The 15,563-nt window shown below is 45.1% G+C and carries 12 protein-coding genes and 1 pseudogene; 6 read left to right on the forward strand and 7 right to left on the reverse strand.

Features of this window, described 5'->3' with window-relative positions:
- The 3 genes from D0X99_RS06410 to D0X99_RS06420 all read right to left on the reverse strand — a co-directional run bounded on the left by D0X99_RS06410 (position 1) and on the right by D0X99_RS06420 (position 5,312).
- Positions 1-1,509 (reverse strand): DUF1501 domain-containing protein, encoded by a 1,509-nt coding sequence (locus tag D0X99_RS06410; RefSeq protein ID WP_119476802.1) that lies wholly within the window; start codon positions 1,507-1,509, stop codon positions 1-3.
- A gap of 1 nt (position 1,510) precedes the next feature.
- Positions 1,511-4,240, reverse strand: coding sequence for a DUF1553 domain-containing protein (locus D0X99_RS06415; RefSeq protein WP_119476803.1), 2,730 nt, complete (start codon positions 4,238-4,240; stop codon positions 1,511-1,513).
- 115 nt (positions 4,241-4,355) lie between these two features.
- Entirely contained in the window at positions 4,356-5,312 is a 957-nt protein-coding gene (locus D0X99_RS06420; protein WP_119476804.1) for an NAD-dependent epimerase/dehydratase family protein, read from the reverse strand.
- 153 nt (positions 5,313-5,465) lie between these two features.
- On the opposite strand from D0X99_RS06420, the gene kbl reads away from it, so the two are divergent.
- The gene (kbl, locus tag D0X99_RS06425) at positions 5,466-6,662 is read left to right on the forward strand and encodes a glycine C-acetyltransferase (protein ID WP_119476982.1); all 1,197 of its coding nucleotides are present in this window, start codon (positions 5,466-5,468) and stop codon (positions 6,660-6,662) included.
- Between the two features lie 85 nt (positions 6,663-6,747).
- Here kbl and cdaA read toward each other — a convergent pair whose 3' ends face one another.
- A complete protein-coding gene (gene cdaA / locus D0X99_RS06430) occupies positions 6,748-7,626 on the reverse strand; it encodes a diadenylate cyclase CdaA (RefSeq protein ID WP_119476805.1) in 879 nt (292 codons plus the stop codon).
- Positions 7,623-8,507, reverse strand: a complete 885-nt coding sequence (gene folP / locus D0X99_RS06435; RefSeq protein ID WP_119476806.1) for a dihydropteroate synthase — start codon at positions 8,505-8,507, stop codon at positions 7,623-7,625. Before folP ends, cdaA begins: the two co-directional genes overlap by 4 nt.
- Positions 8,508-8,521: 14 nt before the next feature.
- Here folP and D0X99_RS06440 point away from each other — a divergent pair, with 14 nt between their 5' ends.
- Genes D0X99_RS06440 through D0X99_RS06450 form a run of 3 tightly spaced genes read left to right on the forward strand, consistent with a single transcriptional unit; the run spans position 8,522 to position 10,684 of the window.
- Complete coding sequence (locus tag D0X99_RS06440; RefSeq protein WP_119476807.1) at positions 8,522-9,067, forward strand: DUF1599 domain-containing protein; 546 nt, start codon at positions 8,522-8,524, stop codon at positions 9,065-9,067.
- Positions 9,060-10,157: a BT_3928 family protein gene (locus D0X99_RS06445; protein WP_119476808.1), complete on the forward strand. Its 1,098-nt coding sequence runs from the start codon at positions 9,060-9,062 to the stop codon at positions 10,155-10,157. The genes D0X99_RS06440 and D0X99_RS06445 overlap by 8 nt, the downstream gene beginning before the upstream one ends.
- Positions 10,154-10,684, forward strand: coding sequence for a shikimate kinase (locus D0X99_RS06450; RefSeq protein ID WP_119476809.1), 531 nt, complete (start codon positions 10,154-10,156; stop codon positions 10,682-10,684). The genes D0X99_RS06445 and D0X99_RS06450 overlap by 4 nt, the downstream gene beginning before the upstream one ends.
- Here the strand turns inward: D0X99_RS06450 and D0X99_RS06455 are convergent.
- Both D0X99_RS06455 and D0X99_RS06460 read right to left on the reverse strand, forming a co-directional pair.
- A complete protein-coding gene (locus tag D0X99_RS06455; protein ID WP_119476810.1) occupies positions 10,674-12,188 on the reverse strand; it encodes an OmpP1/FadL family transporter in 1,515 nt (504 codons plus the stop codon). The genes D0X99_RS06450 and D0X99_RS06455 overlap by 11 nt on opposite strands.
- Before the next feature lie 78 nt (positions 12,189-12,266).
- Positions 12,267-13,646, reverse strand: coding sequence for a pilus assembly protein (locus tag D0X99_RS06460; RefSeq protein WP_119476811.1), 1,380 nt, complete (start codon positions 13,644-13,646; stop codon positions 12,267-12,269).
- Between the two features lie 121 nt (positions 13,647-13,767).
- Between D0X99_RS06460 and proS the strand changes: the two genes are divergently transcribed.
- Together proS and D0X99_RS20805 are read left to right on the forward strand one after the other, a co-directional pair.
- Positions 13,768-15,249, forward strand: coding sequence for a proline--tRNA ligase (gene proS, locus D0X99_RS06465; RefSeq protein WP_119476812.1), 1,482 nt, complete (start codon positions 13,768-13,770; stop codon positions 15,247-15,249).
- Between the two features lie 87 nt (positions 15,250-15,336).
- A pseudogene (locus tag D0X99_RS20805) lies at positions 15,337-15,558 on the forward strand (NfeD family protein); the annotation flags it as partial.
- Positions 15,559-15,563: the final 5 nt, after the last annotated feature.

A 15,563-nucleotide genomic window follows, 5' to 3' on the forward strand; every position in this document is an offset into this window, starting at 1 on the left:
TTAAGCTAATACAGAATGGATCAATTCCCCATGGACATCGGTCAATCGGAAGGGTCTGCCTTGGAAATCATAAGTGAATTTCTCATGATCAAAGCCCATCAGGTGAAGAATCGTAGCATGAAGGTCATGTACTGAAACCCGCTCATCGACTCCGGCAAAACCAAAATCGTCCGTTATTCCATAGCTGGTTCCCTTTTTCACTCCCCCGCCTGCCATCCACATGGTGAAGGCATCCACATGATGATCCCGACCAAGGAAGCCCATTTGTTTACCTTCCCGGTTTTCCTGCATTGGCGTCCGTCCAAACTCTCCTCCCCACACTACCAAGGTTTCTTCCAAGAGGCCTCGCTGTTTAAGATCCAATAGTAAGGCTGCCATCGGCCGGTCGATTTCACGGCATTTATTTCTGAGTCCCATGTCGATCGAACCGTCGTGATCTGTTCCGTGAGTGTCCCAACCCCAGTCGTAAAGTTGAACTACCCGAACGCCTTTTTCCACCAGTTTGCGGGCTAAGAGGCAGTTGTTGGCAAAGGATTCCTCACCTGATTTGGTCCCGTATAGCTCATGCATATATTCCGGCTCGTCGTTGATATTCATGACTTCGGGAACCTCAATCTGCATCCGGTAGGCCATTTCGTATTGGTTGATTCTGGAAAGAATTTCAGGATCACCAAACGTCTCGAAATCCTCCTGATTCGCCTGATTAATGGCGGAAATGACATTTTTCTTCAGATCACGGGACATCCCGCTGGGATCTTCGAGGTACAGAACGGGGTCGCCTTTGGAGCGGCATTGCACACCTTGGTAGACCGAAGGCAAAAATCCCGAACCCCAGACACTTTTGCCTGCATCAGGCGTTTTTCCTCCGGAAGTCAGCACCACAAAGCCGGGAAGATTTTGGTTTTCGGTACCCAATCCATACGTCACCCAGCTACCCAAGCTTGGTCTTCCCAACCTTGCCGAGCCCGTCTGCATAAATAATTGAGCGGGTCCATGGTTAAACTGATCGGTGTGCATGGCTTTCAGAAAGGCCACCTCATCGGCAACTTTGGCGAAATGAGGTAAGTAATCAGAAACCCATGCCCCGGATTCCCCATGTTGGGAAAATTTGGCCTGAGGGCCGAGCATTTTGGGGACTCCCCGGATAAAGGCAAACTTTCGTCCTTCCAGCAAACTCTCCGGACAAGCCTGATCGTGGTATTTGGCAAGCTCGGGTTTGTAATCAAAGAGTTCCAGTTGGGATGGGGCACCAGCCATGTGGAGGTAAATGATGGATTTGGCTTTGCCTAAAAACGGTGGAGGCAAGGGGGCCAAGGGATTCAAGTCCCGTTCCGATAATTGAAGGCCTGAGGTGGATTTGGAAAGCTTTCCGGGTTCACAGCCAAAAAGTAAAGGAGCCATAGCCAATCCACCCATTTTGCTGACACAGTCCATCAGAAAATGACGACGGGTTTGGTGTTGCAGCTTTTGCACCGCTAGTTCGGCGAAGAGTTTTTCCAGACTGTTCATCTTATGGCTTGGTTAAAAATTCATCCAGATTCATCATAGCATTTGCGACCACCGCCATGGCAGCTTCTTCAGGTTTTGCTCCCGGGTAAAATTCTTCCAATGCCTTTGGGTCTTGGGTGAATTCAGTTTTTGCGGAAGCATATAATTCGAGGAGAGTTTTCTTTTTTCCTTCAGAAATCGGGCTCAGAACCAACTGCTCGTAGGCTTGGGAAATTGCCCGCTCAGCATTTCCGGAGCTTTTTTCCCAGGTCTTTTTTCCCAGATTTTTCGCGGCTTCGAGATAAACTGGATCATTAAGTGTGACCAAAGCTTGAAGCGGTGTGTTGGTGACGAGTCGTTTGCTCAGGCAAACTTCCCGACTGCCCGCATCGAATGAAATAAAGGAAGGGTAGGGGCTGGTTCGCTTCAAAAAGGTATAAATCCCTCTCCGATATCGATCTTCTCCCTCACTTTCTGTCCAGGATTCTCCATTGTAAACGGTCTGCCAGATTCCTTCAGGCTGGGGAGGTTTAACTCCCGGGCCATACATTTTTCTACTGAGCAAGCCGCTCACTGCCAAGGCTTGGTCCCTGACCTGCTCCGCAGAAAGCCGGAATCGTGGACCTCGCGCGTACCATTGATTGTCGGGATCTTGTCGGTAAGCCTCAGCCGAAATTGCGGAAGACTGCTTGTAGGTCTGAGAGGTTACGATCTCCCGGATCAAAGACTTGATGCTCCAATCGTAGTCATTCATCGTCTTCCAAGCCAGGTAATCCAGCAGCTCCGGATGGGTGGGGGGATCTGACTGGCTGCCCATGTCTTCCAAAGTTCGGACGATGCCTCTGCCGAAAAGTTGATCCCAAATTCGGTTGACCAACGTTCTGGAAGTCAGTGGATTTTCAGCGGAAGTCAGCCAATAGGCAAATCCCAATCGGTTGGCAGGCCACTTTTCCTGCCAGCCTCCAAATTCAGCAGGTGTTTTTGGTTTGACCTGGTCGCCCGGTACCATCCAATTGCCCCGCTCAAATACCTGAGTTGTCCTGCTCATGTAAGGGGGATTTTCGATTAGGATTGGGAGTCTTGTTCCGCGAAATTTCAGGAGTTCTTCCCAGCTGTTTTGGACTTGGGCAAAACCCGGTTTGTCTTTTCCCTTCAAGCTTGGCACAAAAGCAAACCAGACTATGGCTGAGGTGTTTTGCTGAGGTTTGGCAGAAGGATTTTTAGCTTCAAAATAAAGATTGACTTTCCCGGAAACTGGCTTGAAAGGAATCTGCCGAACGATTTCACCTTCTGTTTTATTGATCACGAAAGAGGCCAGTACTTCTCCCTCCGGCCCGTCCTTTCGAATGGTCATTTGGGTTCCGTTTATTCCGGTCCAATAGTCCAGTAGCATCTGGTCGGAGCCTTGCGTGTCGATATTTTTATACACCGCAGATCCTCCCGGCCACAGTCCCAGCCATTTTGTGTCGATCAATTCGGCCTTGTTGAAATCTGTGGCTAGGTGAGCAGCATATTTTGGCTCGAAGAATTTGAGGAAATCTCCCCGGATTTTTGCTGCTTTTTCTCCCTCCTGGGCTTTGGTCCAGTTGAGCACTGCTTCAATTTGACCTTGTTGGGCTTCCTCGTAAAACCGAAGTCTAGGCTCCTCATCATGGGTATCTTCATCCCGGGTATTGTTGAAAAAGGCGGCAGACTGGTAATATTCCTCATGACGAATCGGATCATAGGTATGGCTGTGGCATTGCACACAGGCCATGGTAGTACTTTGCCATACTTCATAGGTAGTATTGACCCGATCCAACAATGCAGCCACCCGGAATTCTTCGTCCTGAGTACCTCCCTCGTCATTGTTCATCGTGTTTCGATGAAAAGCCGTGGCCGTCAGTTGGTCCTGAGTTGGATTGGGAAGCAGGTCTCCGGCCAGCTGCTCGATGGTGAATTCATCGAAAGGTTTATCATCGTTGAACGCACGAATCACCCAATCCCGATAAGGCCACATCGTACGGGAGACGTCGCGTTCGTAACCTTTGGTATCGGCATATCGGGCAAGGTCAAGCCACCAGGCCGCCCATTTTTCTCCATAAGCAGGGGATGAAAGCAACTGGTCGACGGCTTGCTCATAGGTGATTTTTCCGGCAGAAAAATCCGAAACCAACGAGTCGGAAGGTGGCAAGCCAGTCAAGTCCAAAGCCACCCTGCGAAGAAGGCGGAGTGGCTGTTCCTCCATGGAAGGGATCATTCCTTTTTCCGTAAGTTTTTCCCGGATCAATAGGTCGATCGGAGCCAAATTGGCTTCCCTGTCTGTACTACCGATACCTGCAGATTGGATTTGGCTGGTAATCTCGGGTTCTTTTACTGGTTCATAGGCCCAATGTTTTCCCCATTTTGCACCCTGTTTGATCCAGGTTTTCAGCAGTTCAATTTCCTCTTCCGAAAGTGCGGGTCGTTGATAGGGCATCCGAAGTTCCGGATCGGAATGTGTGAGGCGTTTGATCAGTTCGCTGGAATTGGGATCACCGGGAATAATCGCCGGATGACCGGACTCAGTCGGTGCGAAGGCCTCCTCTTCAAACAGCAAGCTGAATCCACCACTTTTTTTTACACCTCCATGGCAGGTGATGCAGTGTTTGTTGAGGATAGGTTTGATCTCCGAACTGTAGTCGACTTCTTTTTCTCTTCCAAAAAAGAAAAAACCGATCACGGAGATTCCGATCAGAAGGCTTAGAAGGATGGCAAGTTGATTCCGGTTCATTTCTCAGGGTCAGAAATGAAAAATAGAGATTTTCAGTGTAGGATGGAAGTTGAATCTCTTGACTGGAGGCTAAAAAATTGAAAAGCCTCCTTGCAAGCAAAGAGGCTTCGGTAATTTATTTTTTCAACGGAAAGAAATTCGGTAGGTTTTTCAGAATATCAGCTGTCATCGCATCCAAGTCGTAGTCGGGTCTCCATCCCCAATCCTCTCTGGCCCGGCTGTCGTCGATGCTATCCGGCCAAGAGTCGGCAATGGCTTGACGGAAGTCTGGATCATAGTCGATTTGGAAGTTTGGTACGTGTTTTTTGATGCTTTCGTAGATTTCTTTTGGGGAAAAACTCATACCGGAAAGGTTGTAGCTGGAGCGGATTTTCACCGATTCCCTGGGTGCATTCATCAGGTCCAAGGTAGCCTTGATCGCATCCGGCATATACATCATCGGCAGGTAGCTGTTTTCGCGGAGGAAGCAGGTGAATTTTTCCCCGGCCAAGGCTTTGTGGTAAATGTCGACTGCATAATCAGTCGTGCCACCACCCGGTAGGGATTTGTATCCGATCAATCCCGGATAACGGAGGCTTCGGACATCCACTCCATACTTTTGGAAGTAATATTCGCACCATCGTTCTCCTGCCTGCTTGCTGATCCCGTACACGGTGTTGGGTTCTTTGACGCAGAATTGGGGCGTATTTACCTTTGGAGTATTGGGTCCGAAAACGGCAATTGAAGAGGGCCAGTAGATTTTATCCAGTTTCAGGTCTTTGGCCAATTCCAGGACATAAAGCAAACTCTCCATGTTGAGATGCCAGGCAAAGAGCGGGTTCTTTTCACCAGTTGCTGAAAGCACTGCAGCCAAATGATAGATCTGCGTGACATGTTCTTCTTTGACCAGATCCCGGAGGGCTTCCTTGTTCATTGCGTCCAATACTTCAAATCGGCAATAATCAAAAGCAACTCGAGCTGAATCTCGGAGGTCTGTTGCGATAACTTGCTCACCGCCAAACTGATCCGCAAGAGAACGAGTGAGTTCTGAACCTAGCTGCCCGGCAGCGCCGATGATGAGGATTTTTTCCATGTCTTTCCTTCAAAAAAAGCCCGAAAGTCGCCTTGAGGGTTTTTGTTTATATTTGGGTTTGCTTGCGCAAAAGTAGTAAAAAAGACCTCTCCGCATTGGTTTTTTGATCAGCGGAAATCCTCAAAAAACAAAAACAATTTTAATCCATCGAGCATGTACGATCAGTTTAAACCCAAATTGGAGCAAGAGCTTAAATCCATCGAGGAAGCAGGACTATTCAAAAGGGAAAGAATCATCACTTCACCGCAAGCCGCAGAAATCACCATTGCTGGCGGTCAGAAAGTACTCAACTTCTGTGCGAATAATTACTTGGGACTTTCCTCCCATCCGAGAGTGATCGAAGCTGCCAAAGCTGCTATTGATACCCATGGATTTGGCATGTCATCCGTTCGATTCATTTGCGGTACTCAGGATATTCACAAGGAGCTCGAGCGAAAGATCTCCGAGTTTTTGGGTACAGAAGATACCATTCTATATGCTGCGGCCTTTGATGCAAACGGAGGAGTGTTTGAACCACTCTTTGGTCCGGAGGATGCGATTATTTCCGATGCTTTGAATCACGCATCCATCATCGATGGTGTTCGACTTTGCAAGGCGATGCGCTACCGCTATGAGCATAACAATATGGCGGACCTGGAAAAGCAGCTTCAGGACGCCATCGCTGCCGGAGCCAAGCAAAAAATCATCGTGACCGATGGCGTTTTCTCCATGGACGGAACCATCGCCCAGTTGGATAAAATCGTCGAATTGGCTGAGAAATACGAAGCATTGATCATGTCAGACGAATGCCATTCTACCGGATTTATGGGAAAAACAGGTCGAGGAGTCCATGAGCATCGCGGGGTGATGGGCAAAATCGACATCATCACCGGTACGCTGGGTAAAGCATTGGGTGGAGCCTCCGGTGGTTTTACATCAGGCCGAAAGGAAATCATCGAGTTGCTACGTCAGCGATCCAGACCGTATTTGTTTTCGAATACCTTGGCTCCTTCCATTACCGGAGCATCCATAGCCGTGTTTGATCTGCTTTCTGAGACCACAGAGCTTCGCGACAAACTCGAGGAAAACACGATGTATTTCCGTGAAAAAATGACCGCGGCAGGATTTGACATCAAGCCGGGTGAGCATGCGATTGTGCCGATTATGCTTTACGATGCAGTGCTTTCTCAGAAGATGGCCGAAAAGCTTCTTGAAAAAGGAATCTACGTGATCGGATTTTATTATCCGGTGGTTCCAAAAGGTCAGGCCAGAATCCGGGTCCAGATTTCCGCTGGTCACGAACGGCATCATTTGGATAAAGCGATTGCCGCTTTTATAGAAGTAGGCAAAGAATTGGGGGTCGTTAAGTAAGTTCCGTTCCGTCTGGACCTAGATTAAAAAAAACCGGCAAAAGCGAATTTTGCCGGTTTTGTCATTTTTTCAAACCAGTATTTGGTCACAAAGACTTACTGGTCATTGCCAACTTCCGTTTGGTTGAAAGGTCGTATTCGGAAAGATTTTCGAAGCGGTCATCCAAGTCTTCATTGTTCAGGTAATCGTTGATGATTTCACGAATTTCCTGAAACGATAAGTTATGTAGCACCTTTCCGTTTTTCATCATGGAGATTTGTCCGGTCTCTTCAGATACCACCAAAATCAAAGCATCTGTCGCTTCTGACATACCTATGGCGGCTCGGTGTCTCAGTCCAAACTGTGCCGGAACTTCGCGTTCTGTTACCGGTAAAATACAGCGGGCAGCTTTAATTCTTCCTTTGTGGATGATCACCGCACCGTCATGAAGCGGACTGTATTTGTTGAAAATCGAAATTAGGAGTCTTTTGGATAGTTCTGCATCCAGGATGTCACCACTTTCTGCATAGAATTTCAATTCAACCGTACTGGAAATAACGATCAGTGCACCGGTATTGCTTCCAGACAGTGACTTGGTAGCATCGATGATTGGGCTGATGTTGAAGGCTGAGTTTTCTTTTTTTCTCCAAAAAAACAGGAGGTCTTTCCAGACATTGTCATCGGAGAAAATTGAGGAACGACCCAAAATCAGGAGGAACTTTCGGATTTCCGGAGCAAAAATGATAATGGCAGCAATCACACCCACTCCCATAAATTGGCCTAAAATGGCTGATAGGAGTTCCATCCTAACTGCCCTTACGAGCAAATAGATCAGATATAGAGATAGAAATCCAAGGAAGATTTTGATCGCAACACTGCCTTTGAGCAATTTATACACTTGGTACAATAGCGCTGCCACCAATGCAATATCGATCATATTGACAATGGAGATATCTAAAAATCCTATTTTAAACAGCAGGCTCAAGGGTATATTTTTTCGTAAAGTTTAATCGTTTCTTTGGCTTCCTTAACGTCGTGCACTCTGAGGATGTTCGCTCCTTGCAATAAAGCAAACATATTCAAAGCTGTAGTCCCGTTAAGGGCATCCTTTGGTTCGATTTGCAAGGTTTTGTAAATCATTGATTTTCTTGAAACCCCTGCAAGAAGTGGGAATCCCATGACTTCAAAACTTTTAAGATTTCTCAGTAGAAAGAAATTTTGTTCGATGGTTTTTGCAAATCCAAACCCAGGATCGATAATTACATCTTTGATGCCAAGTTTTTTAATAAGATCCACTTTTTCCGCGAAATAGTACAGAGTTTCTGTCAAAATATCTGAATAATTCGCTTGGCTTTGCATGTTTTGAGGATTTCCCTTCATGTGCATGGCAATGTAGGGTACTCCAAGTTTCGCTACCAATGGAAGCATTGCCTTACCTAGGTTGCCGGCAGAAATATCATTGACCAAATCCGCACCTGCAGTTACGGATTCCAGAGCAACCTTAGATCGAAATGTGTCAATTGAAATCAAGATTTCAGGAAATTCCCGGCGAATCACTTCTACTGCTGGAACGACACGCTGCAATTCTTCTTCCACAGAAATATCCACTGCTCCAGGTCGGGTACTGTAGCCTCCGAGATCCAAAAAATCAGCGCCTTCCCGAATCATTTTTTCGGCGATGAAAAGGATGGAATCAGGGCTTTTTGCCACCCGACTGCCTTCAAAAAATGAATCCGGAGTCAGATTCAGAATTCCCATTACCTTGGGTTTGTCCAGGCTAATCAGCCTTCCCTTGATTTGAAGTGTATATTTTTGGGGAAATAATTTATCTTCGATCGAAGAAGACGGACTTGATCCGGAGAGCATTAAACTAAAGTGTTTTGGAGACTAAAACCAGCAACGAATATAAGCAAGTAATCGCCCGATGTAAAGATTTATTCCGGAAGAAAACCCTGGATTATGGGACTGCTTGGAGGATTTTGAGGCTTTCATCGATTACAGACCAGATTTTTATAAAAGCTCAGCGAATTCGTTCCATTCAGGAAAAAGGTAGTCAGAAGGTCAATGATCCAATCGTTGACGAGTTTGTGGGAATTATCAATTATTGCCTGATTGCACTCATCCAAATTAGCCTGAGAGGAGACGACCGGATGGATATTCCATTTGATGAATTAGAGCCGCTTTATGACAGATGGACAGCGGATACCAAGGCACTTTTGGAGAATAAAAATCATGATTACGGAGAAGCTTGGAGAGATATGCGTGTCAGTTCGATGACCGATATAATACTCATGAAGCTTTTCAGAGTGAAGCAAATTGAGGATAATCAGGGAAAAACAATCGTCTCGGAAGGAATCGAGGCCAACTATCAGGATATGATAAATTACTCAGTTTTTTGCCTTATTAAATTAGGATACCATGAATAAGCAAGCCATACTTTGGGTCCTCCGTCTTTTGGTGGGAGGGCTTTTTATTTTCTCAGGGCTCATTAAGGTCAATGATCCAGTTGGGACGGCCATCAAGTTGGAGGAATACTTTGACGTTTTTTCCAATGATATAGCAGGGTTTTTCTACGCCTTTAAGCCGTTTGCACTTTATATCGCGACGGCCTTGGTAGTGGCAGAAGTGGTGCTCGGTTTAATGCTGATTTTGGGAGTTAAGTTGAAGCAGACCATTTGGGCTCTTGGCCTGATGATCCTTTTCTTTACGTTTTTGACCTTTTATTCTGCTTATTTTAATAAGGTTACGGATTGTGGCTGCTTTGGCGATGCCATCAAATTGACACCTTGGGAGTCGTTTTATAAGGACATTATCTTGTTGGTGATGATTTCTTTTCTGTTCATTTTCAGAAAAGACCTTCCGGAGGAAACGCCAAAATGGGCGAGTGTTTCAGCTGTTGTAAGCTTAATCCTTTCCCTAGGTTTGGCAGTTTGGGCGATTCAAAACTTACCCTTTATTGATTTCAGAGCTTACAAAAACGGAGTAAGTATCCCGACAAACATGCAGCCTTCCGCACCGCTTCAATATACTTATGTGATGAAAAAGGGAGGAGAGACGTTCAAGTTTGATCAATATCCTACAGACGAAAGCTATGAGTTTGTGGAGATGGTTTTGAAAAATCCCGAGGCTTTACCCAAGATTTCTGATTTTGCTGCATGGAATGCGGAGAGCGATCAGACTGAGTTCCTTTTTGCGGGAAACAAAGTGGTCATTCTAAGCAGCAACATGTCCAAAATGAGTGACGCCAACCTTGATGCGTTGACTGAGTTGGTCAAATCATTGGAAGGGGCTCCGGTTGACGTGGTGTTTATGGCTGCTGCAACTCAAGAGGAGATTGATGCCTTTTTGTCCAAAAATAACTGGAGTGTCATCGGTCTTCAAGCCGATGCGACAGTTGTTAAAACCATTATGCGTGCAAATCCCGGAATAATGATCTTGAAAGACGGTGTGGTGATGGAGAAATTCCACCACAACAATACTCCGGAGGCAACCGATGTTTTGGACTTTTTTCTATGAGTAAGAATCTCAAAGTTGTTTTGGTTGGTTTACCGGGTTGCGGGAAGAGCACCTTTGGGCGTCAACTTGCCCAAGAGTTGAAGTTTCCCTATTTGGACTTGGATATTCAGGTGGAGGAAAAATTTCAGCAGAAAATACCGGAAATTTTTTCCATTTACGGAGAAGGGAAATTCAGAGAATGGGAAACTGAGACGCTTTCGGAATTACTGAAACGGGAATCTTCTTTTGTGTTAGCGACCGGTGGTGGAGCTCCCTGCTTCAATGACAATATGGATATGATCAATGAAGCAGCCATATCTGTATACTTGGATGTACCGTTGGATGCAATTTCTGAGAGATTAAGAGTCTCAAAGGTTCAAAACCGACCCATGTTTCAAGGGTTGGATCAGGGTGAAATCACATTGAAGCTGAAGAGCTTACTATCCCAACGAGAGTATTTTTACAATCAGGCAAAAATAAAGCTCAGCGGTGAGGATTTTTCCGCTGAGCTGTTGATGTATGAGCTGATCAATCAGCTCAAAAGTTAAAACCAAGGGTTAATACCCCAGAGGTTATGTTGTTTTCCAATTCTGTCAAGGGGCCGTAGTTGAATCCATCTTCATCCAAGACTTGATAACTACGATATAGGGCATTGAATTTTTGGTTGACCAAGGCAAAATCAATGGAGAATGATTTGATTCTCACTCCTATACCACCGCTGATTTGTTGAGTGCTTTGATCAAATCCGGGTGAATTGGAGAAGGGATCTCCAAAATGGGCATAACCGGCCCTTACCCTAAACATGTCAAATTTTGCTTCGCCGCCAATTCTGTAATTGATTGTGCTGGTATAAATATCATTGATTACCTGATTGTCGGGACCTTCGTCAAAGTCATTTGAATTGATGCGACCAGCGCTGTAATCCACCCAATCCACATCAGCAGAAATAAAGCCGTTTTTCCCGATGAAGAATGTTGCTCCTCCTCCGATTTTTAGCGGGGTATTCAGGCCATAATTGCTGATTACCAGATCTGTAATGGCTTCCTGTCTGCCAAGAGTAATGTCTTCCTGCTCAAAGTAATAATTGTTGTAATTAGCGGTCATTCCAGCCTCATACTCTTCGTTGAGCCCATACCAAGTAGGAGATTGGAAAATAAAGCCCAGATTCAAGTAATCAATGGGTTTGTAAATGACTCCCAGGTTCACGTTGACACCAGCACCATTGATGAAGAGGTTTTCCCGCAGGCTTGAATTGGCCAAAGGCTGATCCACAAATTCCTCGTTGTAAGTTTTAAATGAGGAAAAGGAAAGGGTTCGGATTCCTAGACTTCCACCAACAAAGAATTTGTGATCGAAATTGGCTCCATAAGAAAAGGTGATCTGGTTGGCACTTCCCTCCTGAGTAATGTTTTCATCCTGAAAAGGAAAACCTAAGATGAATGAATCATAGGAAGTCGGATTGTCAATCGGTTTTCCATTCTCATCGAATACGATGGGATTAATTTGGTAAGTCTGATAAGCCAGGCCAGTTAGGCCATAGTTTTCAATTTGATTTTCAGGAATTCCAAAAGCGTCATCCAAGTAGAAATCAATGATGGAACTTTCACCGAGTTCATCTGAAAAGTAGCCGTATTCTGTATTGAAATTGGCTATTCTTTGAAAACTGAAGCCAAATGCCCCACCTTTGAAAGATCCTGATTCAAGACTTTCCTTGGGACTTGCCATCACATAGCTCATGTTGGGCAGAGAAAAGTTAGTCGTGTTATACGATTTGCTTTGTCCCAAATAGCGAGTATCCACTCCCCAGTCAGAATATCCCAAGCTGATACTGGCTTCTGAGGATCTGAAAAATCCCAGTCCGGCAGGGTTACCTGCTATATTGGAAACATCACCGCCTAATGACCATTGAGTTCCTCCGATCCCGATGATTCTGGCAGAACCCGTAGGATTGGATTTTCCAAATCGATAGGCATCTTCATAGTATCCGCTTTGGGCAAAAGCACCTGCTATAGAAATAGTGCTGAGGGTAAGAAATAATGTCAATAACCTCATTAAATCGTCATTTTGTTGTTAAGAGATAACGGATGTTTTTTGTTTTTGTGCGGCATTTCCGCAAAAAAAAGGGGGAAATTAATTCCCCCTTCCTCCTCTGGATCCGCCAATACTTCCGCCGGAAGATCCTCCTGAGCTTCTGCTCGGAGCGCTAAATCCACTTCCGCCACCAGTACTCATTCTGCTTGGAGCACTGAAGCTGGAAGAGTTGTCATTTGATCTACTTGGTGCAACTGACCTATTGTAAGAAGGAGTTGTACCTCTGTTGTATGTCGGAGATCCGCCTCTGTTATAAGAAGGAGAGGTTGACCTGTTATTATAAGATGGACTCGTAGATCGGTTGTAAGAAGGACTTGTGCTTCTGTTGTTGTAAGAAGGGGAAGTCGCTCTTCCATCGTATCCGGATGAACTTCTCGAAGGAGAAGTATAGCTCCTGGTGTTTGTTCCAGGACTATATGTAGATGATGGTCTTGCAGAAGGAATAGAACTTCTGGATCTTGTACTAACAGCACGGTCAGCAGCAGGAGAATTGACATTTCTTGTACTGGTCACTCTGCTTCTTCCTGAGTTATAATAGTCGTTTTGCGAATTGCTAAAGTCTCTACTTGCTACCCTGGAATTTTCGGAAGACACCAATCTTCTAGCTGATGAATTGACTGCAGCGGCATTTCCTCTTGCTTGAGCTCTGGCGGTGCTTGGCATAATTGAAGCCTCGCTTGACCTGATCCCTGTGTTAGTTATGGAAGAGCCTCTCGTTGGTCTTGCACCGTAAACCACCCTTCGGTCCCCGTATTCACCCCCTGGTAGAATATAGGCGGGATAACCCGGATATACAGGATACATAGGATATCCGAATCCATAACCTGGATACATCGGATAACCGAATCCATACATTGGATATCCATACATTGGGTAGCCATACATCGGATATCCCCAGCCAAACCCAAATCCAATACTCATTCCAAATCCCATTGGATATCCCCAGCCAAATCCCATATAAGGAGACATTCCCCATCCATAAGGACTGTAGCCAAATCCTAGACCAAAGTTAAAATTGATGTTAGGGGAGTTGGAGTTTTGTCCCTCGCTGTTTGCGTAATAATTGTCATAGGCATTGACATTCCCAGTCGTTTTCTGAGCAGGTGCTGTTTCGTCAAAATAAACAACCCCCTCTTCGGTAGTTGTTGATCCTGAAGTTGCCTGATATCTGGAAATGTACTCAGGGTTTACATTTCTGGAACTGAAGTTTTGTTCAGTCACAGTAGGTTCCGCAGCAATGTTTTTGAATGATTGTGGATTGTTATTTTCCACCGCATACTGGGTAGCCATTTTGACGTCTGAAGCCATGAAATACAGGTTGTCATCTACGCCGCTAGTCGCCATTTTATTGGTGCTGCAGGAAGAGATAACTAACGATCCCAAAAGCAAAGAGGCCGGTATTAAGGGTAATTTCTTCATAATTGAAGTTGATTGTTGCTTTGTTATACGGACTGGCAATCCTGAGGTTATACTTTTTGGATTATATTTGCCAACCCTAATTAAGCAAAAATACATACATTTTAATATACCTCACAACCGAATGAGTAAAGGACTTCCAAAGCGCAGTGAAGATTATTCCCTGTGGTACAATGAATTGGTGAAAAGAGCAGATTTGGCTGAAAATTCAGCTGTAAGAGGATGCATGGTCATTAAGCCTTACGGTTATTCCATTTGGGAAAAAATGCAGGCTCAGTTGGACAAAATGTTCAAAGAAACCGGTCATACCAACGCCTATTTTCCTCTTTTTATCCCCAAGTCTTTTCTGAGCAAAGAAGCAAGCCATGTGGAAGGCTTTGCCAAAGAATGTGCTGTGGTGACTCACTATAGATTAAAAAATGCGGAAGATGGCTCGGGTGTAATCGTCGATCCGGAAGCGAAATTGGAAGAAGAACTGATTGTGCGGCCAACCTCTGAGACAGTAATCTGGAGCACTTACAAAAATTGGATTCAATCTTACAGAGATCTTCCTTTGTTGGTCAATCAATGGGCTAATGTGGTCCGTTGGGAAATGAGGACAAGGCTTTTTTTAAGAACATCTGAATTCTTATGGCAGGAAGGCCATACTGCACACGCTACTGCAAAAGAAGCTATGGATGAGACCATTCAGATGATGAATGTTTACGCTCAGTTTGCTGAGGAATACATGGCCGTACCGGTGGTAAAAGGCCGCAAAACAGAAAATGAGCGCTTTGCCGGAGCAGATGATACACTATGTATTGAGGCAATGATGCAAGATGGGAAAGCCCTACAAGCAGGTACTTCCCATTTCTTGGGACAAAATTTTGCAAAGGCTTTTGACGTCAAGTTTGCCACAAAAGAAGGTGGTTTGGAATATGTCTGGGGAACTTCTTGGGGCGTAAGTACACGCCTGATGGGAGCATTAATCATGGCCCATTCCGATGACAACGGACTTCTCCTTCCTCCAAAACTTGCTCCCATCCAAGTCGTCATCGTGCCGATTTATCGGGGAGAAGCCGAGTTGGAAATGATTTCTGTGAAGGCAAAAGAAATCATGTCTGATCTCCGAAAAGTGGGAGTTTCTGTGAAATATGATGACCGGGATACTCAAAAACCAGGTTGGAAATTTGCGGAATATGAATTGAAGGGGGTTCCTGTCAGAATTGCTCTTGGTCCAAGAGATCTAGAAAATGGAACTATCGAAATTGCCAGAAGAGATAACCTGAGCAAAGAGACCTTCGATTTGTCTTCTCAACCCATTGCTGAAAAAATCAGTGGACTTTTAGAAGAAATTCAACAAGGTATTTACAAAAAGGCTTTTGACTTTAGGGCCTCCGTTACCACGGAAGTGAATTCCTGGGAGGAGTTTCAGCAGGTGTTGGAAGAAAAAGGAGGATTTATCTCCGCCCATTGGGATGGTACTTCCGAGACAGAAGAAAAGATCAAGGAGCTGACAAAAGCCACTATTCGGTGTATTCCTTTAGACAGGAAAGAGGAAACCGGGAAATGTGTACTTACCGGCAAACCTTCTCAAGGTCGAGTTTATTTCGCCAAAGCCTACTAAACCTCAAAACCCGGAAACTTCCGGGTTTTTTCTTTTTTGATCGTGGGATTCATCCTGTTTCTTGTATTTTAGGCTTTATTCTTCCTCTTTGATCATTATCTACCAATGACTCTTTTAATTCTAGCTAGCCTACTGATTATCGGATTGATACTGCTTTTAGTAGAAATCCTCTTCATTCCGGGTACCACTGTGGTTGGTATTTTTGGTTTGGCGGTTAGCTTAGCAGGAGTGGCATATGCTTTTGCCTCTTTCGATTTTCAGACCGCTCTTTGGATCACAGCAATTGCAGCGGTTCTCAATCTTGTCACAGTTTG

It is taken from the genome of Algoriphagus lacus, assembly GCF_003583985.1.
GTDB lineage: Bacteria > Bacteroidota > Bacteroidia > Cytophagales > Cyclobacteriaceae > Algoriphagus > Algoriphagus lacus.

Excerpts from the sequence above, each read along its gene's own strand:
- D0X99_RS06415 (WP_119476803.1), bottom strand. The coding sequence starts at position 4,240 with ATGAACCGGAATCAACTTGCCATCCTTCTAAGCCTTCTGATCGGAATC.
- proS (WP_119476812.1), top strand. The coding sequence starts at position 13,768 with ATGAGTAAAGGACTTCCAAAGCGCAGTGAAGATTATTCCCTGTGGTAC.
- D0X99_RS06460 (WP_119476811.1), bottom strand. The coding sequence starts at position 13,646 with ATGAAGAAATTACCCTTAATACCGGCCTCTTTGCTTTTGGGATCGTTA.
- D0X99_RS06455 (WP_119476810.1), bottom strand. The coding sequence starts at position 12,188 with ATGAGGTTATTGACATTATTTCTTACCCTCAGCACTATTTCTATAGCA.
- D0X99_RS06420 (WP_119476804.1), bottom strand. The coding sequence starts at position 5,312 with ATGGAAAAAATCCTCATCATCGGCGCTGCCGGGCAGCTAGGTTCAGAA.
- D0X99_RS06445 (WP_119476808.1), top strand. The coding sequence starts at position 9,060 with ATGAATAAGCAAGCCATACTTTGGGTCCTCCGTCTTTTGGTGGGAGGG.
- D0X99_RS06450 (WP_119476809.1), top strand. The coding sequence starts at position 10,154 with ATGAGTAAGAATCTCAAAGTTGTTTTGGTTGGTTTACCGGGTTGCGGG.
- folP (WP_119476806.1), bottom strand. The coding sequence starts at position 8,507 with ATGCTCTCCGGATCAAGTCCGTCTTCTTCGATCGAAGATAAATTATTT.
- D0X99_RS06410 (WP_119476802.1), bottom strand. The coding sequence starts at position 1,509 with ATGAACAGTCTGGAAAAACTCTTCGCCGAACTAGCGGTGCAAAAGCTG.
- kbl (WP_119476982.1), top strand. The coding sequence starts at position 5,466 with ATGTACGATCAGTTTAAACCCAAATTGGAGCAAGAGCTTAAATCCATC.